Below are 24912 nucleotides of genomic sequence, written 5' to 3'. Positions count from 1 at the left end.
AATCTTATTTACCCTCAGAAGGCGTCACTACAGGAGCACCTGTATCCATCTTCACGGTGATAACTACTTCGATGCTTGAAGAACACTTGAAGTCGGTAAACTCGTTTTTGCCGGAATCAAACTTGAAGCATGCGGCAGGTCCCCATGGGTTCAATACATAACGACGGAAGGAGTTGGTACTTGGGTCGTCATCTGTATATCCTCTTGGAATGAGTGTATCATCAAAATCAACACTCTTGCCATCTACCTTGATGCTCTTGATGGTGATATCGCAGTTTGGATTGTCCTTCAGAATCTTGTTGACGTCGATGTAGAGAAGATATGGATTGCTCTCTGCACCCTCAAACTTCAAGGAATAGTCGCCATCGCCTGTGATGAACACATTGGTGCTCATATAGTTGGCGATATCGCCATCGTGCTTCCAGCCCCAACCGGAGTTGTTGAAGAAGAGGTTTGCCTTATACTTAGGACCTGATGCAGAACTTGCGCTCTGGGCTACCCAGTGGTATGCCTGATACTGATAGAGATTGCCCTGGTCATCAAGACACTGACTACCGAGCCACAAATCCTTCAGATGTCCGGTATAATCATCCTTGCTGACTTTCAGGATGCGCAGGGTGTTGTCCGCATTGGCATGCATGTTGTAATTGCCCGTTGCAGAAAGCTGGGTATTTCCGAAGCCCTTGTCGAAGGTGAATACGCCCTCATCGTTCAAGGTATATTTACCGGAAACCTGACTTCCATTAGGAGCGGTATAGATATAACTCTTTGACTCGCTGTTCATCACGAGGGTTGCATCCTCGATACCACTAGCTGCTGTAAGCTGAATGCCCTTGGCACTACCGTCGAGGTTGCAATAGTCAAACTGCCGTCCCTCTTCATTATCAGGGTTAGCCAACTTGTAGGTGATTTCCTTATTGGTCTTCTGCTCTACCCAGTCGCGCCAGTCAGTCATCAGCGTTGGCTTCACCTGGGTGTTCTCTGGCGCGGAAGGAGTCCAATTGTCCCAGTATTCCTCTGAAACGAAGTTGTAGCAAAGCAAGCACTTGCCCTCATCAGAATTGTCTCGAACTGTTGCTATCTGCAAACGGTCGTCGGCAAGTCCCATCAGCTTCAGTCCGCTACGCCAGTTGGTAGCAACCTGGTCATGTCCCGAATTGTGGAGCAGTTCCGCATCCGAGAAGGTGATGGTATGATTGTCTGTATCCAGCATGTAAGTACCCTTAAGGGTCTCACCTGTCTCAGCATTATATACGGTGACATGGGCACCGCCAATCAGGTCGAACTCCATATAACCATAGTCCATAGCCGACATCACCCAGGAGTTGTCTGCGATACCAGGAGTCCAGTTCCAATGGTCGCCGGCTGCAGCGGTCTGTCCCATCATGCAGGTACTCCAGTCATCATCCATACCCCAGAATCCGAGCGGACCTGCCCAGAGGTCTGAATGCTTGGTGATGACATTGGCATCGATATCCAACTTCCATCGCTTCGATTTGCCTACACCGCCACTCAGATAGGTCCACAGAGGATCGGTAACGAATTCGGCACAGAAATCATCTACCTTGAACTCGGCGTAGGGTCCCCAGAGGAAACCGCCGCGGGTTTCAACACCGATACGTGCCTGATAGGTACCATTGAAAGGAATCTTCAGGCTCACCTCATCCTGCTGGAAACGTCCCTGAGGCGTATCAAAGACCACCGAATAGCTCGATGGCAACAGACTCTTGAACTTGACAATATTAGGATTGCTTTCGTCGTGAGTAATCGTGAAGGCGATGTTCTCAGCCAAATCCTCAGAAGACAAGTTCTTATCGCCCAGACCAAACTCGTCTGGAGAGCAGCTCGCCATGACGAGAATCATGACAGCTGCCAAAAGCGAATATATTTTATTTATAATCTTCATAAAACCAATACTTTAAAAAGTTAGAATTACCAACCTGGATTCTGCTTCAGGAGACCATGAGAAAGTCCAATCTCGGTGATAGGAATCTGAATCAAGCCACGTTTCTTGATGATATTCTCGGCACTGATGGATACGGTGGTTTTCTCGCCGCCATCCTTCACTTCCCAGGAACCGGCAATCTCCCTGGCTGCCTGCTCCACGCCCTGACGGAGCTGATCCCAATAGCGGATTCCCTCGAAGGCAAACTCAAGCTTGCGCTCTTTCAGGATGTTCTCCTTGGTGGCTGTCTGCTGAGAATAGTTGCCACTCAGGGTGGTGCCATCATCCTCGGTATAAGCACGCTTGCGAACCTGGTCGAAGTAAGACTGGGCATTAGGACTGCCCAACTCTGCTGCCATCAACAGGACATCGGCGTAACGGACGAGGACCCAATCCTGGAACTGACTGATTTGGAAATCGCCTGCACCCACTGTTTCCGTGTAATGCTGCAACTTGCCATCACCAGCAGTTTCGTGCTTAGACAAAGGGGTATATTTCTTAACGAAATATCCGGTGTATTCACGCTGGTCGGCAAGATAGGTGTTCTCGTAATCCTTCAACTGTGAAGCATCGATGATAGAGGCTGAACGGCGGGTATCACCCGTAGCATAGGCTGAAGCAATGGATGGTGTAACAGTGCATGCACCCCAACCCTGGCCATAGCCTTCGTAAACCAGACTACCGGTACGCATTCCTATCATTACCTGGAAACGGTTACCATCATTGTTGCCATTATAATCGGCTGTGTAGTTGAACTTCATCGAGAGTATGGTCTCTGGGTTTCCAGGACCAGCCCAGGAAGAGTTCTCATGTGCCCAAAGTCCTACGTGGTCACCGCTCTTGTCATCAGCAGAAGCTGGCCACAAATCTCTGAATCGAGGTACCAGACTGAACTCGCCACTGGAGATGATATCCTCGCAGGCTGCCAGGGCATCCGCCTTGGTCAAGCCCAGCTGATCAGGCTCCTTGCCATAATAGCCACTATAGAAGAGGTATGCGCGAGCCAGAATTGCCTCGGCACCATACTTGGTGATATGTCCATCGTTGGTAGCCGCATCCTTCTTAGGATAGGCATTGGCAGGAATATGCTCGATGGCATACTTCAAATCTCTGAATACCAGACTATATACAGAGTCAGGAGCAGCCTGCGGAACCACTTCGCTGGTGGCATGTTCCAGCAACGGAATATTCTCCCAAAGGCGAAGCATATCGAAATAGCACAAGGCGCGAAGGGCATGAGCCTCACCCAGATAAGTGTTCTTTGCATTCTCATCATCCCAGGTAATGCCTTCACCCTTATCGATAAACTCATTGCAGCGGAAGATGGCTGCATAATAGCTCGTCCACAAGGTTTCGTGCATATCGGTATAAGATGGTGCCTGATTCATGTCGAAACGGTCGAGAATCTGGGTATTGCGTCCATCGTTGTTACCCGTACCGCCAAAGCACTCGTCACTCATCGTCTCGGTCAACTGATAGACGGTGAACGAAGGACCATCTGAAACGGTACGCTGCCAACCGTCGTAGCAGGCATAGAGCGAGCGAAGTCCATCTTCCTGACTCTTATAGAAATTGCCGGAATTTGATTCTGTCTTGGAAGCCACATCCAGCCAACTGTCGCTGCAAGATGCCAGACCTCCCATAGCCAAAATACCCAAAGCGGCTATCTTTATTTTATTTGTCTTCATAATGATATCTCCTTTAAATTAGAACTTAAGATTCAAACCTACCATGAAGGTACGTGGACGTGGATAGTAACCCAAATCTACGCCTGATGCCCAACTATTGACACCATAACCGATTTCTGGGTCCATGCCGTCATACTTGGTAAAGGTAAACGCATTCTGAACCTGGAAGTACAAACGGGCCTGAGATACGAACTTCTGATGAAGCAGCTTGGCAAAATCATAACCTAAGGTGATGTTGCTGATTCTCAGGAAGTCACCATCCTGGATAAAGAGGTCGGAGAACTGATAGTTCACATTGGTCTCTGTTACACGTGGATATTTGTTGGATGTTCCCTCACCTGTCCAGCGCTGCAGAATAGCTGAAGTGTAGTTGGCAGTCTTGGCACCTACATTGCGGTAGCTCTGAACGATGTCGTTGCCTACAGAACCGTTGGCGGTTACAGAGAAGTCGAGTCCCTTGTAGCCGAAACCGAGTGAGAAACCATAGGTAAAGTCTGGCATACCATTGCCCAGGTTTACCTTGTCGGCATCATTGATGGTACCATCGTGGTTGACATCGTAATACTTTACATCGCCAGGTTTTACAGAAGACCCCTGAAGTACGCCATTGCCTGCCGCTACCCACTCGTTGATTTCTTTCTGGTTCTGGAAGATACCAGCGGTCTTGTAACCCCAGAAGTAACCGATTGGTTCGCCATTGCTGCAACGGTAGAACTCGGTAGAGTTATCATAGAGCTGACCATTACCATCGGTACCATGAATGATACCATCGGATGTAGGGATGCTTCCCACCTTATTCTTATTATAGGCACCGTTGACATTCACATAGTAGTTGAAATCTCTACCAATGTTGTCGTTCCAGCCCAAACCGATTTCTATACCGGTATTCTCTACGTCACCTCCATTGAAATAAGGGGCTCCCGTACCGGCTGTGCCTGGGATAGGCTTAACCAGCAACCAGTCTTTGGTGGTCTTCTTATACCAGTCGATGTTGACATTCAGCTTGCCCAGGAGACGCAAATCCAAACCGAAGTCCAACTGCTCTGAAGTTTCCCACTTCACATTCTCGTTAGACAGACGGCTTTCGTAAGCACCATAGTAATTTGACTGTCCGTCAGCACCCAAAGCCGTACCGAAGTTATAGTAAGCGCCCGATGTTGAGATAGGAGAAATAAACATCAGGTCGCCAATATTCTGGTTACCAACCTGTCCCCAGCTTGCACGCACCTTGGCATAATCAAGCACCTTGAGCAGAGGCTTCACCCATTTTTCATTGGTTACAATCCAACCGGCAGAAACAGAAGGGAAGTAGCCCCAACGGTTGCCACGGGCAAACTTAGAAGAAGCATCGGCACGCAGGGTAGCTGTTGCCATATAGGTTTCCTTCCAGTTCCAGCTTACACGACCAAAGTAGCTCACCATGCGCTGTGACAGAGAAGGAGCACCGCTGGCACCCAGACCATCGGTAGCGGTGGCAGCGGTACCATTGCTTACATAAGCATGGTTCCAGTCGGCAAAGCCACTCTTCAGGGTGGCATTGGATGCACTTACGCCTACGCCATCAAAGCGCCAGGACTCCATACCTGCCAAGGCTGTGAAGCTATGATCCTTTACCTTGAAGTCGTAAGACAGGGTGTTGGTCCAGGTCAACTGCCAGTTATGTCCCATATTCTGGTTCACACTGGTACGGTTGGCTGTGTTGTAGCTATAAATGGAGAACTGATAGAGAGGAGTAAACGAACGGTAATCGCTTGCATAATATTCGTAACCTACTACAGTGCGATACTTCAAGTTCTTGATAGGCTCAATCTCCGCATACACATTACCGGTGAAACGGGCTGCATTCGTCTGATTGTTATTGTTCGTCATCATCAAGCCGTATGGGTTGCCATCGGCATTATACCAGTCGCTGTTGCTGGTATCATTAAAAGGAGAATCATACTTGTTGTTGTCGCTATAGACTGGCGACAATGGAGAGGTATTGAAGGCACTGCGCAGAGTGTTGTTGTAAGCATTGCCCACAGCGATACCCGTATTCTGGGTATAGATGAAACTGATCTGCTCACCCACCTTCAACCAGTCCTTCACCTTCCAGTCGGAATTGACACGGAAGTTGTAACGTTCATAATTGCTGACGTCCTTGCCGCCAACAATACCTTCCTGGTTCATATAACCCAGCGTCATGGCATAATTAGCAGTCTTGCTACCGCCATTTACACCTATATTATAAGAAGAAGTTTTGGCATTCTTCACAAACATCTGATCTACCCAGTCGGTGTCAATCAAATCGCCATTGGCATCATAGATACTCTTGTATTTGCTCCAGTCGTAGGCGTTCTTACCCGAGTTGATGGCAGCCTCATCCAGAATAGTCATATACTCACTGGCATTGAGCATATCAATGCTGCGTGGCTTGTTCTGCCAACCCACATAGCCGTCGAAGCTAACCACGGCACGGCCTTCCTTACCACCCTTGGTAGTAATCAGAACCACACCATTGGCCGACTGCGAACCATAGATGGCAGCCGATGCCGCATCCTTCAGCACATCAATACTTTCGATATCGGCAGGATTCAGAGAAGCGATGTCACCACGTACACCATCAATGATGTAAAGCGGATCAGAACCACTCACTGTACCCATACCACGGATGTTTACCTTCAAACCGGAACCCGGCTGACCGGATGTTGAGATGATGCTCATACCAGGTGTCTGTCCCTGGAGCGCCTGAAGCGGATTGGAAGTGTTCAACTTGGCGATGTCATCACCCTTCACGTTGATGTTGGCACCCGTCACCAGCTTTTTCTTCTGAACACCGTAACCTACTACGACAACTTCATCAAGTGACTGCTTGTCTTCATTTAAGGTTACGTTGATTGTCAAACCTGTAACTTTAATCTTTTGGGTGATAAAGCCCAGATACGAAACTTCGAGTGTTTGTCCATTCTTTGCTTCAATGGTAAAGTTACCATCCAGGTCAGTAACTGCACCCGTCTTTGTACCCTGCACCATGACACTTGCACCAATCAATGGTTCATTGTCACTGCCAGAGATGACAGTACCCTTAACCGTCTGAGCATTGAGGACACCCGCTCCGATTCCTAACATTGCCTGGAACACCAACATGATGGCTACCAGAGCAACTTTGCAGAGCATGTGGCTCTGCGAGAATTTCTGAGATGTTTTTCTCATAATTACTTTAGGTTTAAATTAATAATTGTTGCTTCTAGGTGTAATATAGGACCTATGTAACATAGGTCGAATATTGCCTTTATATAAATAAGGTATAAGCCTCGGTTATGAGGATTGCCTCGATTTATCGTTGTTTACATTTACTTTTCGGGGGCAAAGATAGATAAAAAACAGACACAATGGGGTATGTTTTGGTTAATCAATTACGTATAAAATGTTGCGCAACCTACATTTTTTAACGAAAAAGCACCAAAATGTAGCATAAAATACATTTTGGTGCAAAAATAGTTTAATTAATATGATATTTTATCAACCCCGGCATCGGAGCTTTCAATATCTGGGAAATCTTGAGATGAAACTCATCCTCCATCACATTTCTCAAAGGTGATTCAAAGTAATGAGCTATGCTTCCAACAAAACCAAGCATCGGGATTTCTTCTTCCAAGGATGAATGCCATGCCTTCATGCCTGGCTCCAACTGGCTTATATCCTCGGTGCTCGCCTTGACATATTTAATATAAGGTGTGAGATTCTTTGCATAGAACTGATTGAAACTCTCCAGTATCATGCGATAGAGAGCCATCGCTTCATTCAGTTCGTCAGTCCCGTTCTCATGTTTCTCACCTTCTGCTATCTGTTCTGAGATAAAAGGACAGATGGAAGCCAGAAAGCGATTGGCAAGCGGCTGTCTGTACACCTTATTAATAATAGTAGGATAATCCAAGCCCGACCAGGCAAGATATTTATTCTTTAGCGATACAGGCAATGTGCCCTTGAAGATACCATTGAGGAAAAGTTTGCCGATTACTGCCCCACTACCCTCATCGCCCAGGATATATCCCAACGGAGGAGTGTTCATCACAATCTTCTCTCCATCGTAAAGACAACTGTTGGCACCGGTTCCCAAAATACAGGCGATACCCGGTTTTTTGCCAAAGAGGGCACGGGCTGCTCCCAGCATATCACCTTCTGCCTCAACCTTGGCTTCAGGAAAAGACTGCTGCAAGAGTGATTTCATGCGAGACTTCATCGCCTCGGTTACTCCACTGCCATAAAAGAAAACCTGCTGAGGCTGCTCTGACAGAACAAGTTCCTTACACAATACATCCAAAATCTCGGCATCACTCTGATGAATCGGACTGATGCCCTGCGTCTTACAGGTAACCATCACGTTACCCTGTTCATCAACCAGAGCCCAATCGGTCTTGGTACTGCCACTATCTGCTATGAGTATCTTCATATTCTTATCTGATTAATTAACGTATCCTTTGACGTTGCAAATGTAATCAATTTATATGAAAAATGCAAAAGATAACCCTAAAAATCGAACGTAAAGGTGCTAATATATCAAAAAAGGCGGTTTTCTCTTTGCTTTTTCACGAATTATTAATAACTTTGCAGTCAAATTTACTAAATATGAAGAAGAGACTATACATCATAATTCTGCTGATGGTGGCATTCGTACTGCCAAGTAATGCTGTGCTCAAGGAAGCCAACCTGGACACAACACTCTATATGCTGCGTACAGAATTGACCAACTATCACATAGACTTGGAGAAACAGAACCAAGCTGCCAAGGCTCAACAGTTGGCTGTGATTCAGGAACTCATCAGTATTGTGAAACAGGCTGACCAGAACTCCATCATGCTCTATTCGCAGCGCAATGGGTATATTTTCGACATGACGTATGCCTGTCATGAGGCTACAGAGCAGTTTAAGAAGTTTAAGTCGAAGGCTGTTCCTTTCCGCCAGATGATCAAGAAGAACAATGTTGAGGTGGCTCGTTTCGATTCGCTCATCAACTATCTCTACGGCATGAACACCATGTTTCTCAGCGAAGAAGCACAGGTGAACCGAAACGTTGACCTGACTCTGGCTGTCAATATCCGCCGCCAGCTGGTTGAGAAACAGAAACAGTTACAAGCCTATGTGCAGGCTTACGACCGAACCGACCATAAGTTACAGGCGCTCAATGACTATGCCAACCGCAGATACGAAGATATCCAGAACAGCATCTTCAATAATGGAGGCGACAACTATCTGCGTATACTCCGCAATATCAGCATGAACTTTAAGGAGGCGAAGACGTCTGTAACCGAGAAATACAAGCCCGTACCGGGCATGATGTCGCAATGGGATGTTCGTATCATCTTCATCCTCTTTGGTATCATCATCTTCTGGGGGCTCATCTCTATCTTCCTCAATCTCTTTACCATCCGCATCGTGATTACACAACTCATGAAGCATGGTATGTTCGAGAACAGAAAGGAAAGTTTTATGGCAAAACGACCATGCCTTATCATGGCGATGACGGTAGTAACCTTCGCAGTTATTCTCGGTATCGTAAGAATGGCGGTTACCCAGAACTTCGTGATTATGGCAAGCCAGCTGCTGGTAGAATATTCCTGGTTAGTTGGCGTCATCTTGGTATCTATCTTGCTACGCGTAGACAACGATAAGATCAAGAATACCTTCCGTATCTATTCGCCATTGATGCTGGTAGGTTTCATCGTTATCGTGTTCCGTATCATCCTGATACCAAACGACCTGGTAAACCTTATCTTTCCACCAGTCCTTCTGCTCTGCGCTCTCTGGCAGTGGAATGTGATTGGCAGAAAGCACAACCAGGTATTGCGCACTGACAAGACATACGCATTCATATCGCTTGCCGTATTCGGAGTAAGTACCATTTTTGCCTGGACAGGTTTCACACTGCTTGCCGTCCAGCTTATCATCTGGTGGACCATGCAGCTTACCTGTGTGCTTACCATCACCTGTTGCGAGGGATGGCTCAGCGTATATGCCAAGCGTAAGAAGTTGGCTGACAAGGCGATTACCGACAAATGGCTGTATCGCTTTATCTATAAGGTATTGCTCCCTATTTCAGGCGTGCTCTCGTTCATCATCTCTATCTATTGGGCAGCAGATGTATTCAACATGAGTGATACAACATGGGAGATATTCAACAAGGATTACATCAAGACCAGCAACTTCACTGCATCGCTCTTCAGCATTTCAGAGGTAGCTTGTCTGTACTTCCTGTTCAACTACATCAACATTACTTCTGTAGATTTCATGCGTCATCACTTCGAGAAAGCAGACCCGGCGTCGGCTGCTTCAAAGATTGTGATGTTCAAGAACGTGATGCAGGTGATTATCTGGGGTATCTGGCTGATGATAGCCCTGAATGTGTTCCAGGTAGGAAAATCATGGCTGCTTGCTATCTTTGCCGGCTTATCAACCGGTCTGGGTTTTGCATCAAAGGATATTCTCGAGAACATCTACTACGGCATCTCTCTGATGATGGGCCGTGTGAAGGTGGGTGACTACATTATCTGTGACGGCACCCGTGGTAAGGTAAGCAGTATCAGTTATACCTCTACGATGCTGGAGGCTACCGACGGTTCGGTCATAGCCTTCCAGAACTCGCAGCTCTTCTCGAAGAACTACAAGAACATGACCAAGAATCATGGTTATGAACTGGATATTCTGGAGGTAGGTATTGCTTATGGCAGTAATGTGAAGGAAGTGAAACAGATTCTCATCGATGCCCTGATGAAACTGGACTGTATCTATCAGGACAAAGGGGTGAAGGTACTATTGAAAAGTTTCGATGACAGCTGCATCACACTCAGAATTGTGGTATGGGTGAACGTGCTTACCCAAGCCATCGACGATGCCACCATCATGGAGTGCATCTACGATACGCTCAACGATCACAACATCGAGATTCCGTTCCCACAACGTGAGATTACAATCAAACAAGTTAATAATTAACAGGTTATAGTTTACAGTTAATAGCAGGTTTACTCCCTATTAACTATAAACTATAAACTATAAACTATAAAAAGATATGGCAACATTCATAGCAGGTCCTTGCGTCATCGAGTCAATGGAACTATTGGAAACAGTAGCGCAGGAACTCGTCCGCATCAACGAAAAGTTAGGAACTAAAATCATATTCAAGGCTTCATTCGACAAAGCCAACCGTACCAGCATCCACTCTTTCCGTGGTCCAGGACTGGAGAAAGGACTCCAGATGCTGGGAGATATCAGGGAGAAGTACAACCTTCAGGTTACAACAGATATTCATGAGAGTTATCAGGCTTCAGCAGCAGGCGAAGTATGTGATATACTCCAGATTCCAGCCTTCCTCTGCCGACAGACCGACCTTCTGGTTTCTGCAGCCAAGACTGGTAAAATCGTCAACATCAAGAAGGCACAGTTCCTGAGCGGTAGAGATATGAAATATCCTGTAGAAAAAGCATTGGAGAGCGGTGCCAAGGAAGTTTGGCTCACAGAACGCGGCAACTGTTTCGGCTATAACAATCTCGTGGTAGATTTCAGAAACATCCCTGACATGAAGGAGATTGTGCCAAATGTCATCATGGATTGTACCCATAGCGTTCAGCGCCCGAGTGCAGGTGACGGCAAGACCGTAGGCGACCGTAAATTCGTTCCAGCAATGGCAAAGGCGGCTAAAGCTTTCGGAGCTACCGGCTACTTCTTTGAAGTACATCCAGACCCAGACCAGGGCAAGAGCGATGCAGCCAATATGCTGGAATTAAACAAGTTGGAATCACTTATAGAAGAACTTCTGTAAGTGAAGAACGAAAAAACAACGTTCGGCGTACGAATGGAAAGCCAATTCAAATGATTTAGAAATGACCGATAAAAATAACAATATAGATGATAAGATTGTTCGCGGTTATGGCGAACAGGCTCTTAGAGACGAGGCGCAGGCCATCCTCGACCAGATACCTTATCTGGACGACAACTTTGAGAAAGCTGTAGACATGATGTATCATTGCCAAGGCAAGATTATCGTTACAGGAGTGGGCAAGAGTGGACACGTAGGTGCCAAGATTGCCGCTACACTTGCCTCTACAGGCACACCAGCCTTCTACATCAATCCACTGGATGTCTATCACGGCGACTTAGGTGTGATGACCGATAAGGATGTGGTTCTGGCACTGAGTAACAGCGGTCAGACCGATGAACTGCTTCGTTTCATCCCGATGGTACTCCACATGAATATTCCTATCATTTCCATCACCGGAAATCCAGATTCCCTGCTGGCAAAATACTCCAACCATCATATTACCGTAAAGGTAAAGAAGGAGGCTTGTCCGCTGAACCTCGCCCCTACCAGCAGTACTACTGCAGCATTGGCTATGGGTGATGCACTGGCTATCGCCCTGATGCAGGTACGCCACTTCAAGCCTCGCGACTTTGCACAGTTCCATCCTGGTGGAGAATTAGGCAAACGACTGCTGACCACAGCAGAAGATGTGATGCGCAGCGATGATATGCCTATCATTCCTAAGGAAATGCACCTGGGCGAGGCTATCATCCACGTAAGCAAGGGCAAACTGGGATTGGGTATCTCATTGGATGAAGACAACCACGTTATCGGACTTATTACCGATGGTGATATCCGACGCGCCATGGAGAAATGGCAGGCTGAATTCTTTAACAAGACTGTAAGCGACATCATGACCACCACTCCGAAAATGGTGACTCCGAAGACGAAGATTTCGGAGATTCAGCGCATCATGCACAAGTATAAGGTGCATACGGTACTGGTTGTAGACAAGGATAATCATCTGAAAGGTATCGTCGATCACTATGCCTGCATGGTATAATTTTTTAGGCACGGATAACACAGATTACACGGATTTATAGATAACACGGTTATAGATAAGATGAGATATTTTTTATTAATAGCAACATTATGGCTGTCTTGTTCGCTGTGCAGCGCACAGACTAGCGATTCACTGATCGTAAATCAGCTTCGTGGGAAAGGTGTCAGCTTTTCTCACGATAATTCAGTAACCCTTCTGATGAATGGTCAGGAAAAGTTTGATGATATGTTCCAGGCAATCCGACAGGCTAAACATAGTGTACACCTGGAATACTTCAACTTTCGCAACGACAGCATCGCCTCCCTCCTCTTCGACCTGCTAGCTCAGAAAGTCAAGGAGGGTGTGAAGGTGAGAGCCTTATATGATGGTTTCGGAAACTCTTCCAACAATAAGCCTCTGCGAAAGAGACATCTCAAGAAAATCCGTGCCAACGGTATAGAGATTTATGAATACAAGCCCCTGAAGTTTCCATGGGTACATGCAATTTTCAACCGTGATCACCGTAAAATCGTTGTCATCGACGGGCAGATTGCCTACACAGGCGGTATGAACGTTGCCGACTATTATATAAAAGGTACGAAGGTTGTAGGAGAATGGCACGATATGCACTGTCGCATCGACGGAAGCGAGGTGAATACCCTACAGAAGATATTCCTCAAAATGTGGAATAAGGTGAGCGGACAGAATGTGCACAGCACTGAGTTCTGGAGATATAAGAAGAAGGATTATCTGGTAGAGAATCTCAAGCCAGATACGACAGCAACAGCCTACAGAAAGATGGTCGGCATCATCAACCGCGAACCACATATTACAAAGGATATCATCCGATATTTCTATGTGAATGCCATCAATGATGCACAGGACAGCATCAAGATTATCAGCCCCTACTTCACCTTGAGTCATAAACTCAAAAAGGCATTGAAGAATGCTGTGAAAAGAGGAGTGAAAGTCGAAATCATGCTCTCTACCAAGAGCGACATTCCTCTGACTCCTGACTGCGGTTTCTATAATGCGCACAAACTGATGAAGGCAGGATGCAATGTTTGGATGTATACGCCGGGTTTCCATCATACCAAGATTATCATGGTAGACGGCAAGTTCTGTACCGTGGGCAGTGCCAATCTCAATGCCAGAAGCCTGCGCTGGGACTATGAAGAGAATGCAGTGATTGTGGATTCTTGTACTACACAACAACTGGTACAGCTCTTTGATGGGGAAAAGAAAGACAGTTTCTTACTCAATGAGAAGAACTGGAGAGAGTGGCGTACGGGCTGGCAAAGATTCAAAGGATGGTTTGCCGCAAAGGTACTCACTCCATTCTTGTAAAAACAAGATATAAGTATAACTCAACTATCACTAGCAGAAGTAAAATAAACAGAGATGAATGAAGAAATGATGAAAGCCATGGCTGGCAAACAGATGCCGGAAATGGCAATAGTAGAGAGCAATACACTCGCCGCAATGGGACTCAGACAACTGCTTGAGTCGGTGATGCCCATGATGAAAATCTCGACCTTCGGTTCGTTCCGTCAGTACGAGGCAAACAATCCAGACCACTTTGTTCATAGCTTTGTATCTATGCACATTGTATTGGAACACCGTTACTTCTTCACACAGGGCAACAGGAACCGGCACGTGATCGTTCTAACACCCAGCAACGATCCCAATTCGCAACTTGCAGAATTTCATTGTCTCTGCGTCAATGTACCAGAAGGATACCTGATAAAAGAGCTTCTCAACCTGCAGCATTCCGGTCATCCTCATGGCGAGCATATCCCTGCCATGCCCCCTGTCACCCAGGAAAAAATTCTGTCGGATAGAGAAATAGAGGTATTATCTCTGGTAGCACAAGGGAAAATCAACAAAGAGATAGCCGACCAACTCTGTATCGGACTGACTACTGTGATTACCCACCGCAAGAAAATACAGGAAAAACTGGGATTAAAAAGTGTGTCTTCACTCACCATTTATGCTGTGATGCATGGTTTTGTTGACATCAATATGATCTAGCCTTCACCATAAATAGTGATGCAGAATCATCACATACCTAAATATAATGATAGCGCCTTCCCCTCATGTGAGAGGAAGGCGCTATCATTTTAGAAAAAATAACATTATTTAAACTGATATTCCACAGATAAACTACAGCTTTACAGAAGAAATATCAACCAAATTGTTCACGATGGCATAAATTGTAAGACCTGCAGGAGAGTGAATCTGAAGCTTTCGGGCGATGTTTCTGCGATGCGTAATGACCGTATTGATAGAGATAAACAGGTGGTCAGCAATCTCCTTGTTGGTCATTCCCTGAACCAAAGCAACAATCACATCTTTCTCACGGTCGCTCAACTGTTCGTCACTCATCGGAGTCTGATTAATCATGCTCGAAATCTTGGCACTCACATCGTTCTGCTTCAGTTTACGCTCTGCATTTCTTACTGCAGGAATAAAGATTTCTTCCTCAACCTCAGAATGATGTTTCAGCCATTCCTCATTATTATATATATCATAAAGAGTGGCGCTGAGCTGATTATTATGCAAGCCATCAGAAGGCAAATACTTGATAATGATACTCTTGAGTTCCTTTAACTTCATATCTACCTGAGCATGGTGCTTCGAGAAGGTTTCTATATCAAAGTTTGCATTGGCATTATCATCTATAAGTGCCTGAACATAAGGGAATACCATCTTTTCTTCATACCGCATATGATTGGTTATACTATGGGCATAATCATCATAAAGTTTGAGGATAAGACGTGCCAGATTATCTGTTTCATCCAAAGCCTCAACGAGTTCCTTACGGATGAAAGGCAACTGGAAATCAATATAATAGACATGGGATGCCTTGAGATAATGCAATAAGGTCGGTAACGACAAACGGTCGGCATTGTCATACTCCTTGTAACCATTAATTGTAAAGTTTACCACAGCCAGAAATGTATAAGTATCAACATTCTGCTCGTCGCAAACTTCGCGCACAGTTTTATCACCAAAGCCCAGGTTGATGCCGAAGCTGCCGAGGCTCTGTAAAATGTTATAATTGTCTCTAATGATGCTGATCATCTTGTCATCAGCTTCATACATCTTCTGATTTTTCATCTTTCTTTCTCCTTAAATGAAAACATCCTTGTATCAAGAACATTCATAATGTTTCTATTTCGGTTGCAAATATACAAAAAAGTTTCGAAACTCGCAATACCTAGAAATGGGGATGCGCCAGTTTACCGATTTTTAGGTATTGCAAGATTTTTTAAAACCTCGTACCTTTGCACCCGAAATCGAGAAAGAGCGCGGTGATGATTGCCATTCCCGAGCGGCAGAGCTGCGTAATTCCTTATCAAGTCAGATTGGCTTTAAGGAGATACTAGGTCTCTAAAGTGTCGAGACCGCAAACAGACATCCGCGCTCTTTTCTTTATATAAAATTATACGATAACAATAATTTCAAAATATTAAAGATGAACAGTTTAAGAATTGGATTGATGTCCGCTGCCCTCGTTGCCGGCTTGGCAACGGCAAGTGCACAAACTGTGGCTGCCGATAGTGTGATGCAGCATGTAAACGGCAAGCGCCTCAGCGTGGGTGGTTATGGCGAGGTTGCCATGAGCCGCAACTTCTATAGCGACGCTGGAAAACGCTACTCTAACGCCACCGCTTATAAAAATGCACCCGACCACGGACGCTTCGACATTCCTCATGCAGTAATCTACCTGGGTTACGACTTTGGAAAGGGATGGACCATGGGTACTGAGATTGAGTTTGAACACGGAGGTACCGGACAGTCTATCGAATACGAAGCAGAGGAGGCCATCGAGTATGAACAGGAGGTAGAGAAAGGTGGCGAGGTAGAACTCGAACAGTTCTGGATACAGAAATCTTTCGGTCGATGGGCTAACATCAAGGCTGGTCACATCGTTGTACCTGTAGGTTTGACCAATGCCTATCACGAGCCATTGAATTTCTTTACTGTTTATCGTCCGGAAGGAGAAAACACCATTCTTCCTTGTACATGGCACCAGACTGGTATCAGTTTCTGGGGAAAGAGCGGTAAGTTCCGCTACGAGGCACAGTTCCTGGCTGGCTTGAACGCCTACCGTTTCAGTCGCAGCAACTGGATTCAGGGCGGTGCCAAGAGTCCATACGAGTTTGAGGTAGCCAACAAATATGCCGTAGCTGCCCGTGTAGATAACTACAGTATTCCTGGTCTGCGCATCGGACTGAGCGGTTACTACGGCAAGGCGATGGGCAACACCACCCCGCTGGATACCCAGCACAAAAACATCAAGGGAAATGTATATGTAGGTGCCTTAGACTTCACCTACAACAAGTACAACTGGAAGATTAGAGGCAATGTGGATTATGGCTATGTAAGCGATGCTACAGCCATTACCAGCATTGTATATCCTGGTACGGCTAATGTCAAGCCTAATGAATCTGGTAGCGGCAAATACTTCGGCAGTCATGCCATCGCTACCATGGTGGAAGCAGGCTATGATGTTTTCTCCCAGATTTCCAAGTTGCGTGAAGACAACCAAAAGCTGTATGTGTTCGGTCATTTCGAGTATTACGATTCATCGGTACACAACACCACCGCCAAGTGGACCAACCGCAAGATTGTGGCAGCAGGTATCAACTACTTCCCTCTCCCACAAGTCTGTGTAAAGGCAGAGTACAATCAGCGCATCTTCCACTCTAAGTACAACAATGAGCCAGCCGTAAACATCGGCATCGCTTATCAGGGCTTCTTCCTCTAAATCTAGGGAAGCAGCCGTATCATAGTTTATAATTTTCATATTCAAACATAAAAAACAAAGAAAAAATGAAAAAAGTTTTCCAGAAGGCATTTTTGTTCGTAGCAACAATGACTTTATCTTTGGGTTTCGCTTCTTGTAGCGATGATGATGACCCAGTAACAGAGGGTAACGTAGTTCCAGCAACAGAATTATCTGCTGTTGCCAACACTTATGTAAACGACATTATCAATCCTACCTACAAGGATTTGAGAGACTATGCCAAGGTTCTGAAGGATGCATGCGACAAGGCATACGCCAACGCCAAGGCTGGCAACTTGAGCGATGCAGATATCACCGATGCCTGCGAGGCTTTCAAGAACGCTCGTCGTGAATGGGAGCGCAGTGAGGCATTCCTCTATGGTGCAGCAGCCAACAACGAGATTGACCCACACATCGACTCATGGCCACTCGACCACGACCAGATGGTAAAAGCACTCAACAATCAGAGCATCATCTCCGGTATCAAGGGTTCAAACCCTGCTCAGTTTATCTATACAAAACACCAGCACTTCGAATCAGTAATCGGTTTCCACGGATTGGAGTTCGTACTCTTCCGCAATGGTGCTGCACGTACTGCTGCCATGCTGAATGCCAACGAGACAGAAGAGGGCATGACATCAGTAAAAGGTATCGATGAGTTGGCATTTGCTGCCGCTGTAGCTGGCGACATCTACAACATGACTTCACTCCTCCAGTATGGTTGGAATGGTGATGCAACCCTCGGTTCTTGGTTGGCATCCAATTGCAATTGGGTGATTGATGGTCTTAAAGATCTGGAAGATAGCGCAGGTGCCCTTTCTTCTGCAGGTATCGGCTACGGTCAGTTCCTCCTCAATGCCACAGGCGAGAAGGCTTGGTTCCCAACATGGCAGGAGACCTTGGAGAATGTATTCGTAGGAGGTTGCTCTGGCATCTGCCAGGAGGTTTACACCCAGAAGCTCGGTCAGGCTTACCGTGTAGCTACCGGCAATGGTGGTACTACAGAGGATGGCGAAGCTGAGTCTCGCGACTACATCGAGTCACCATACAGCAAGCGTTCATTCATCGACTATCAGGACAACATCTACTCTATCAAGAACTCACTCTATGGTACACGTGATGTTACTGCTACCACTCCTGTCGCCAATTCATTGATGACCATCATGAAGAAGTACAACTACAGTGGCTACAACGCATTGAACACAGCTCTTGATGAGGCAATTGCTTCATTGGAGACAGCCAAGAAGAGCGGTATCGCCTTCGTGGATGATCCAGCCAATGCTCAGGTAAAGACTTGCATCGACAAGATCAACACACTGGACGACGAGTTGAACAATGCGGCTGCCTGGTTCCGCGCCTTGAAGGTTTCCAAGTAATTTATCCGTTACAACTGAAACAACAAGAATAAAGGATAACGTAGCTTTGCTTTCTTCTATAGAAGCGAAGCTACGTCATTTGGGTTAAATATAATATATCACAAAGAAAATACATTATGAATAAGAATTTTAAGAATTACGCCTACATGTCGTTCGCCCTGGCTTTGGCTACGACAATGGCTAGCTGTTCTGACGATGACAACAAAGTTGAAATTCAGGAAACAGATGCCGCATACGTAGGTAAGGAAGTGGGTAACTTTACTGCAGATGAGTGGTATCCAGGTGGTAAACTGGGTACAACAGAGAACACAGGTTCCAGCAGCTACTCAGACCAGACACCTGCAGTAGATAACGACCCAGAACTCTTCAAGCAGTTCTTTATCGGCGAGCAGATGTTCGAGCGCCAGTATTCATGGAATACAGGTGCATTCAAGGGCTTAGGTCCTGCTTCAGTCCGCTCATCTTGCTTTGACTGCCACCCAGAGTATGGTCATGGCAAGCGCAAGGCACAGTATGAAACCCGCTATGGTAATGGTAATGGTTATCTGCTCGTAGTTTATCATCCTGTAGATGGTGCCAACAGCAATGATGGTGGCTATGTAACTGAGGTTACAGGTATGCCTCAGACACAAGCACAGTCTCCATTCTTGCCACCTATCGATGAGAGCCAAATCAATATGAGTTGGGAGCACGTCCACAAGATGGAAACAGAAGAGATACCATCCATGCAGTTCCCTGATGGCGAAAAGTTTGATTTGATTTATCCTGAGATTTCTATCCCTAAGAGTGCCTTCAACACCAGTCCTACTCCATACGAAACCGGCAATGGTGCAGTAGCTGTAAGATTGGAATCTACCATCGGTATTGGTGGTACAGGACTGGTTGATGCCATTCCTAACGAAGCTATCAAGGCACAGTACGCATCAGAGGCATCTTACTTCAAGAAAGCTGGACTTGACGTAAAAGAATACATCAATCCATCATTTTGGGATGCCGACAAGAATGACTTTACCGACGGAGCATACTATCCAAAATTTGGTAGAGATAGCAAATACGCTACTGGGGGCGTGCATGCAGATGGCAGCACATTCGATCCAAACGCCTCAGAATTGAACAAAAAGATTGTCAAGCGCTTCACTTATGCCTTGACCCGTGGTAGTTTACAGGATGGTCCTGGTGCTAACGCTATCTGGAACATCACCAATGTTACCCGTAAGGATCGTCCTTGCCTCTATACCACGGCCCCTTGGGCAAAGGCAATGTCAGAGAATAAGGATGTGATTGCAGCCATCAAGAAGGACCCTACCTCTCCTTATTATGCAGATGGTACTGACGAGGGAATCAAGGAAGCTGTAGCAAACCTGTTGGATCCAAATACCAACCAGTTTGACAACCAATGGAAAAACTTCAAGCCTGAGCAGAGCATGGACGATTTCTATGCCTTCATGGTATGGCATCGTGGACTTGCAGTACCTCGTGCCCGCAACTTGAATGATCCACAGGTACAGCAGGGTAAAAAACTCTTCATGGAATGGGGCTGCGCCAACTGTCACAAGCCATCATGGAAGACCGGTGACGATAACTACGTAACATCCAAGTACATCGCCGACAAGCCGTTGCCTCGTTATCAGAACCAGACCATTTATCCATATTCTGACTTCGTTCAGCACAAGCTCTATATGATGAACGACATCCACGGTTCATGGTGCCGCACCACTCCACTTTGGGGTCGTGGCTTGAGCTATCTGAACACAGGTGCAGAAGACCGCCTGCACGACTGCCGTGCCCGTAACGAGGTAGAGGCAATCATGTGGCACTGCTACAGCAAGAAGAGTCATGCCTATCATGCAGCCATGAACTTCTACAAAGCATCGAAGAGCGATCGTGATGCAGTGGTCAAGTTCCTGCGTTCTATCTAATCATAAGATATTACAAGAAGAAACAAAAATAAGAAAAGCTGCCAGGCTACCAAAAGCATTTGGCAGCTTTTTTTATCAGAACCTCTAAATATACGTATAAAATCTTGCTCGTCTCCGAATAATATCGTATTTTTGCAACGGAAATTCTATCAAGATTCCAACTAAGTATGGTTAAAAAGATTATATTCATTCTTTACATCCTTGTGCTCGTATGCATGGCTGCCGCCACCATCGTGGAAAAAAGCCAGGGCACGGATTATGCCCATGCCCACTACTATGGAGCATGGTGGTTCATTCTAATCTGGGCAGTACTCGCTGCCCTAGGTGCGTTCTATATCATCAAAAGAAAAGTGAAGTGCGCTTCTACATTGGCACTCCATCTCTCCTTCATCATCATCCTCTTGGGTGCCCTACTCACGCATGTATCAGCAAAAAGAGGCATGATTCATCTGCGCATCGGTCAGCCTACAGATACTTATATGGCTCAAGACGAGGAGCAGGGCATGAAGGAAGAGAAACTGCCTTTCTCGCTCTGCCTGAAGAAGTTTGAAGCGAAGATGCACGATGGAACCAACGCCGTGGCTGACTATTCTTCAAAATTCACCGTAATAGACGGAGATGATAAGAGCGAAGGCGAAGTTTCGATGAACAACATCTATTCCCACCGGTCTTACCGTCTTTATCAGTCATCTTACGATGAAGACGGCAAGGGAAGCGTGCTCGCTATCAATGCCGATCCATACGGCATACCAGTCACCTATACTGGCTATGCGCTGCTCTTCATCTCCCTCGTATGGATGCTCTTCGACCCTAAGGGCGGTTATCGCAAACTACTGAAGAGTCCTTTGCTCAAGAAGGGAGCGTTGATAACAGCACTCATCCTCAGCATGAGCAATATACAGACACTGCATGCAGAATCTGCAACAGGCAATCTCCAAAATGCTGTATTGCCAAAGGAAACTGCAGAGAAGTTTGGTGAGCTTCATATTCTCTACAACGACCGCATCTGTCCGGTACAGACCTTTGCCCTCGATTTCTGCAAGAAGATATATGGAGCCAGGAGCTATCAGGGATTGACTGCAGAACAGGTACTCTCTGGTTGGGTATTCTATGGAAATACTTGGGCAAACGAGCCTTTCATCAAGATCAAGAGCGGAGAAATGAAAACAGCGATGAATCTGCCTGACTATGCTTCGCTCAATACTTTCTTCAATCGTGAGATGGGTGGCTATACCATCGGACAGTATGTTCAGGAATACTACAATGGTCAGCAGGACAAGTTCCATCAGCAAGCCGCCGATATCGATGGCAAGATACAAATCATCATGGAGTTGCGAGAAGGTATCTCATTGAAGGTTCTTCCTTACACCTTCACCAAGAACGTGAAAGCTACCAAAGATCATCCTTTCATCAAGGCGGGTACCACCACCTGGTTTTCACCTGTAGATAAGTTGCCACAGGCCGTGGAGCACCAGCATGCGCTCTATATCAGGAATGTATTCTCTCTGCTGAATGGTGATGTAAAGGCAGGCAATACGAGCCGTGTAAACGAGTTCTTCGTCAAGATGAAGAAATATCAGGAGGTTAGTAGCGGTAATTCGCTGCCAACAGCTACACAGTATAAGGCAGAACGCATCAATAATGCCTTTCCTTTTGCAACCATTCTCTTCATGGCAAACCTCACATTGGGTTTCATTGCCCTCTTCTACACCATCTATCGCATGACGAAGAAGAGAGAAATCAAGGTATTGAACATCGCTTTGCCTATCCTGCTTGGCGTATCCTTCCTTGCCTTAACCTTCGGATTGGCATTGAGATGGATTATCAGCGGCAACATACCTATGTCTAACGGATATGAAAGTATGCTAACTGTAGCCTGGTTCGTGATGCTTATCAGTATTCTGATGCAGTTGCGCATCCGCATCGTGATGGTATTCGGCTTCCTGATTTCAGGATTCTTCCTTCTGGTAAGCCATATCAACCAGATGGATCCTGCTATCGGACAGATGATGCCAGTATTGAACAGTCCGTTACTCAGCATCCATGTCAGTATCATCATGATGAGCTATGCCCTCCTATCGCTCACCTTTATCTGTGGCATCATGGGTATCTGCCTTCGCTCTCATGGCGAAGAGCTTCAGGCACTGAGCCGCATCTTCCTATACCCTGCCCTCACCACGATGGGATTCGGCATCTTCATCGGAGCCATCTGGGCTAACGTGAGCTGGGGTAATTACTGGAGTTGGGATAGCAAGGAGACGTGGGCGCTCATCACCTTTATGATTTATGCAGTAGTAGTGCATACGCAGAGCCTGCCTGTTTTCCGCAAGCCGCTGGTGTATCACATCTACATCACCCTAGCCTTCCTAAGTATCGCCATGACCTACTTCGGTGTGAACTATTTCCTCACGGGCATGCACTCGTATGCATAACCCATCAGAAGACAGACTATATTTAGTCTTAAGGCAAAATTTATTTTCCCTTAAGGCTAATTTTATTTTCCCTTAAGGATAAATATATGATGGTGTTGACATCAATCTAATCATCATGCTCTTCAAGAAGGGAGAAATCCATTCCCCCACACTCTTTTTATGTTTTTTTAATATCCTACGGTCACAATTGTTACCGTAGGATTATTTTTAAAGCCGTAATTTTGCAGCCGGAAACCAGGAATGGCAGATTGCCGCCTGGAAGAAAACATTAAAATAACTCATTAATTTATAGCAATATGGCAGAAAACAAGATGTTCTGTTTCCAGTGTCAGGAAACAGCTAAGGGTACAGGCTGTACCATCAAGGGTGTTTGCGGTAAGGAGGCTACAACTTCCAAGTGGCAGGATCTGCTGCTCAGCGTGGTTCGTGGCATAGGAACCATACAGCATAGCATAGGCGAAGAACCGACACCAGAGGTAACCCATTTCCTCACGGATGCACTCTTCACCACCATCACCAACGCCAACTTCAACGACCAGGATATCCTGCAAAAGGTAGATAAGGGTATCGTCCTGAAGAAACAGCTGCTGGAAAAGGCGGCAAGTATGAATATCCACCTCCCTGCTTATCAGGAGGTAATCTGGGGTGGCGAGAAGACAGACTATGAGGCAGAGGGCGCCCGTGAATCCGTGCTCCGCCACGAGAATCAAGATATCCGCTCGCTCAAGGAACTCACCATGCTTGGTCTGAAGGGTATGGCGGCATACTACGAGCACGCAGCCCATCTGGGAGAAGAGAACAGCGAGATCATCAGCTTCATGTGCCGTGCACTCGCCACCATCAGTAACCCTGATGCTGATATGAACACGCTGCTGGGCGTGGTGCTCGAAACTGGAAAGTACGGCGTGGATGTGATGGCACTCCTCGACAAGGCCAACACCCAGGCATACGGTAATCCGGAACTCACCAGAGTGAACATCGGTACAGGCAACAATCCGGGCATCCTCATCTCAGGCCACGACCTGAAGGATATCGAAGATCTCCTCATCCAGACCGAAGGCACGGGCATCGATGTCTATACCCATGGCGAGATGCTTCCTGCCCACTACTATCCGCAGCTCAAGAAGTACAAGCATCTGGTGGGCAACTACGGCAATGCGTGGTGGAAACAGAAGGAGGAATTCGAGAGCTTCAACGGTCCTGTAGTCTTCACCACCAACTGCATCGTACCGCCATCGCCATCGGCAGGCTACAGGAACCGCGTCTTCACCACCAACTCTACCGGTTTCCCTGGCTGGAAGCATATCCAGGCGGGTGCCGACGGCCACAAGGACTTCTCCGAGGTGATTGCGCTTGCCAAGACCTGCCAGCCACCTAGGGAGATAGAGACAGGCGAGATCATCGGCGGTTTTGCGCATGCCCAGGTCTTTGCCCTGGCAGACAAGATAGTAGAGGCTGTGAAGAGCGGAGCCATCCGCAAGTTTGTGGTGATGAGTGGCTGCGATGGCAGAATGAAGAGCCGCAACTACTACGAGGAGTTTGCCAAGGCGCTGCCTCAGGATGTAGTGATACTCACCAGCGGCTGTGCCAAGTTCAAGTACAACAAGCTCAATCTGGGCGACATCAACGGCATTCCTCGTGTGCTGGATGCAGGTCAGTGCAACGACTCCTATTCCTGGGCGGTTGTGGCATTGAAGCTGAAGGAGATCTTTGGAGCCAGCGACATCAACGAACTTCCTATCTTCTTCAATATTGCCTGGTACGAGCAGAAGGCAGTCATCGTACTTCTTGCCCTGCTGCATCTGGGCGTAAAGAACATCCATCTGGGTCCTACGCTCCCAGCCTTCTGTTCACCAGCCGTACTGAAGGTACTGGTAGATACCTTTGGCATTGCCGGAAACGGAACGGTAGAAGAGGACATCAAAAAATATATAGGATAAGAAC

General features: G+C 46.5%; 15 protein-coding genes. 10 read left to right on the top strand and 5 right to left on the bottom strand.

What is annotated here, in order from left to right; all coding sequences use genetic code 11:
• Positions 1 to 4: 4 nt before the first annotated feature.
• The 4 genes from NNC77_RS00830 to NNC77_RS00815 form a co-directional block, all read right to left on the bottom strand.
• On the bottom strand, positions 5 to 1906 hold the full coding sequence (locus NNC77_RS00830; RefSeq protein WP_254969615.1) for a hypothetical protein: 1902 nt from the start codon (positions 1904 to 1906) through the stop codon (positions 5 to 7).
• 26 nt (positions 1907 to 1932) lie between these two features.
• Complete coding sequence (locus NNC77_RS00825; protein ID WP_254969614.1) at positions 1933 to 3633, bottom strand: RagB/SusD family nutrient uptake outer membrane protein; 1701 nt, start codon at positions 3631 to 3633, stop codon at positions 1933 to 1935.
• An 18-nt stretch (positions 3634 to 3651) separates the two neighbouring features.
• Positions 3652 to 6825, bottom strand: coding sequence for a SusC/RagA family TonB-linked outer membrane protein (locus NNC77_RS00820; protein ID WP_254969613.1), 3174 nt, complete (start codon positions 6823 to 6825; stop codon positions 3652 to 3654).
• 289 nt (positions 6826 to 7114) lie between these two features.
• Positions 7115 to 8065: a hypothetical protein gene (locus NNC77_RS00815; protein ID WP_022120881.1), complete on the bottom strand. Its 951-nt coding sequence runs from the start codon at positions 8063 to 8065 to the stop codon at positions 7115 to 7117.
• Between the two features lie 176 nt (positions 8066 to 8241).
• Between NNC77_RS00815 and NNC77_RS00810 the strand changes: the two genes are divergently transcribed.
• From NNC77_RS00810 to NNC77_RS00790, 5 genes are all read left to right on the top strand, one after another.
• Complete coding sequence (locus NNC77_RS00810; RefSeq protein WP_254969612.1) at positions 8242 to 10602, top strand: mechanosensitive ion channel family protein; 2361 nt, start codon at positions 8242 to 8244, stop codon at positions 10600 to 10602.
• 76 nt (positions 10603 to 10678) lie between these two features.
• Positions 10679 to 11428 (top strand): 3-deoxy-8-phosphooctulonate synthase, encoded by a 750-nt coding sequence (kdsA, locus tag NNC77_RS00805; RefSeq protein WP_118065651.1) that lies wholly within the window; start codon positions 10679 to 10681, stop codon positions 11426 to 11428.
• Positions 11429 to 11489: 61 nt separating this feature from the next.
• Entirely contained in the window at positions 11490 to 12470 is a 981-nt protein-coding gene (locus NNC77_RS00800) for a KpsF/GutQ family sugar-phosphate isomerase (RefSeq protein WP_117692157.1), read from the top strand.
• Between the two features lie 60 nt (positions 12471 to 12530).
• Positions 12531 to 13796: a phospholipase D-like domain-containing protein gene (locus NNC77_RS00795; RefSeq protein WP_118253772.1), complete on the top strand. Its 1266-nt coding sequence runs from the start codon at positions 12531 to 12533 to the stop codon at positions 13794 to 13796.
• 66 nt (positions 13797 to 13862) lie between these two features.
• Entirely contained in the window at positions 13863 to 14480 is a 618-nt protein-coding gene (locus tag NNC77_RS00790; RefSeq protein ID WP_254969611.1) for a response regulator transcription factor, read from the top strand.
• Positions 14481 to 14612: 132 nt separating this feature from the next.
• Here NNC77_RS00790 and NNC77_RS00785 read toward each other — a convergent pair whose 3' ends face one another.
• Positions 14613 to 15569 (bottom strand): LuxR C-terminal-related transcriptional regulator, encoded by a 957-nt coding sequence (locus NNC77_RS00785; RefSeq protein ID WP_254969610.1) that lies wholly within the window; start codon positions 15567 to 15569, stop codon positions 14613 to 14615.
• 358 nt (positions 15570 to 15927) lie between these two features.
• On the opposite strand from NNC77_RS00785, the gene NNC77_RS00780 reads away from it, so the two are divergent.
• The 5 genes from NNC77_RS00780 to hcp all read left to right on the top strand — a co-directional run bounded on the left by NNC77_RS00780 (position 15928) and on the right by hcp (position 24908).
• Entirely contained in the window at positions 15928 to 17223 is a 1296-nt protein-coding gene (locus NNC77_RS00780) for a hypothetical protein (RefSeq protein ID WP_118253774.1), read from the top strand.
• Between the two features lie 65 nt (positions 17224 to 17288).
• Positions 17289 to 18617: an imelysin family protein gene (locus NNC77_RS00775; protein WP_254969609.1), complete on the top strand. Its 1329-nt coding sequence runs from the start codon at positions 17289 to 17291 to the stop codon at positions 18615 to 18617.
• Positions 18618 to 18733: 116 nt separating this feature from the next.
• Positions 18734 to 20536, top strand: a complete 1803-nt coding sequence (locus NNC77_RS00770) for a di-heme oxidoredictase family protein (RefSeq protein WP_254969607.1) — start codon at positions 18734 to 18736, stop codon at positions 20534 to 20536.
• Between the two features lie 167 nt (positions 20537 to 20703).
• Entirely contained in the window at positions 20704 to 22968 is a 2265-nt protein-coding gene (gene ccsA, locus NNC77_RS00765; protein ID WP_254969606.1) for a cytochrome c biogenesis protein CcsA, read from the top strand.
• 296 nt (positions 22969 to 23264) lie between these two features.
• Positions 23265 to 24908 carry a hydroxylamine reductase gene (gene hcp / locus NNC77_RS00760; protein WP_254969605.1) on the top strand — a complete coding sequence of 548 codons (1644 nt, stop codon included), beginning with the start codon at positions 23265 to 23267 and terminating at the stop codon, positions 24906 to 24908.
• The last annotated feature ends 4 nt before the right edge of the window (positions 24909 to 24912 follow it).

Origin of the sequence: Segatella copri (assembly GCF_024330485.1) — a bacterium.
Taxonomy (GTDB): Bacteria; Bacteroidota; Bacteroidia; order Bacteroidales; family Bacteroidaceae; genus Prevotella; species Prevotella copri_L.
Note: the sequence above shows the minus strand (reverse complement) of the source record. Positions and strands in the feature narration are given on the sequence as shown.

Bases quoted from the DNA above. Each gene is read 5' to 3' on its own strand.
- NNC77_RS00830 (WP_254969615.1), bottom strand. From the start codon at position 1,906: ATGAAGATTATAAATAAAATATATTCGCTTTTGGCAGCTGTCATGATT.
- NNC77_RS00825 (WP_254969614.1), bottom strand. From the start codon at position 3,633: ATGAAGACAAATAAAATAAAGATAGCCGCTTTGGGTATTTTGGCTATG.
- NNC77_RS00820 (WP_254969613.1), bottom strand. From the start codon at position 6,825: ATGAGAAAAACATCTCAGAAATTCTCGCAGAGCCACATGCTCTGCAAA.
- NNC77_RS00815 (WP_022120881.1), bottom strand. From the start codon at position 8,065: ATGAAGATACTCATAGCAGATAGTGGCAGTACCAAGACCGATTGGGCT.
- NNC77_RS00810 (WP_254969612.1), top strand. From the start codon at position 8,242: ATGAAGAAGAGACTATACATCATAATTCTGCTGATGGTGGCATTCGTA.
- kdsA (WP_118065651.1), top strand. From the start codon at position 10,679: ATGGCAACATTCATAGCAGGTCCTTGCGTCATCGAGTCAATGGAACTA.
- NNC77_RS00800 (WP_117692157.1), top strand. From the start codon at position 11,490: ATGACCGATAAAAATAACAATATAGATGATAAGATTGTTCGCGGTTAT.
- NNC77_RS00795 (WP_118253772.1), top strand. From the start codon at position 12,531: ATGAGATATTTTTTATTAATAGCAACATTATGGCTGTCTTGTTCGCTG.
- NNC77_RS00790 (WP_254969611.1), top strand. From the start codon at position 13,863: ATGATGAAAGCCATGGCTGGCAAACAGATGCCGGAAATGGCAATAGTA.
- NNC77_RS00785 (WP_254969610.1), bottom strand. From the start codon at position 15,569: ATGAAAAATCAGAAGATGTATGAAGCTGATGACAAGATGATCAGCATC.
- NNC77_RS00780 (WP_118253774.1), top strand. From the start codon at position 15,928: ATGAACAGTTTAAGAATTGGATTGATGTCCGCTGCCCTCGTTGCCGGC.
- NNC77_RS00775 (WP_254969609.1), top strand. From the start codon at position 17,289: ATGAAAAAAGTTTTCCAGAAGGCATTTTTGTTCGTAGCAACAATGACT.
- NNC77_RS00770 (WP_254969607.1), top strand. From the start codon at position 18,734: ATGAATAAGAATTTTAAGAATTACGCCTACATGTCGTTCGCCCTGGCT.
- ccsA (WP_254969606.1), top strand. From the start codon at position 20,704: ATGGTTAAAAAGATTATATTCATTCTTTACATCCTTGTGCTCGTATGC.
- hcp (WP_254969605.1), top strand. From the start codon at position 23,265: ATGGCAGAAAACAAGATGTTCTGTTTCCAGTGTCAGGAAACAGCTAAG.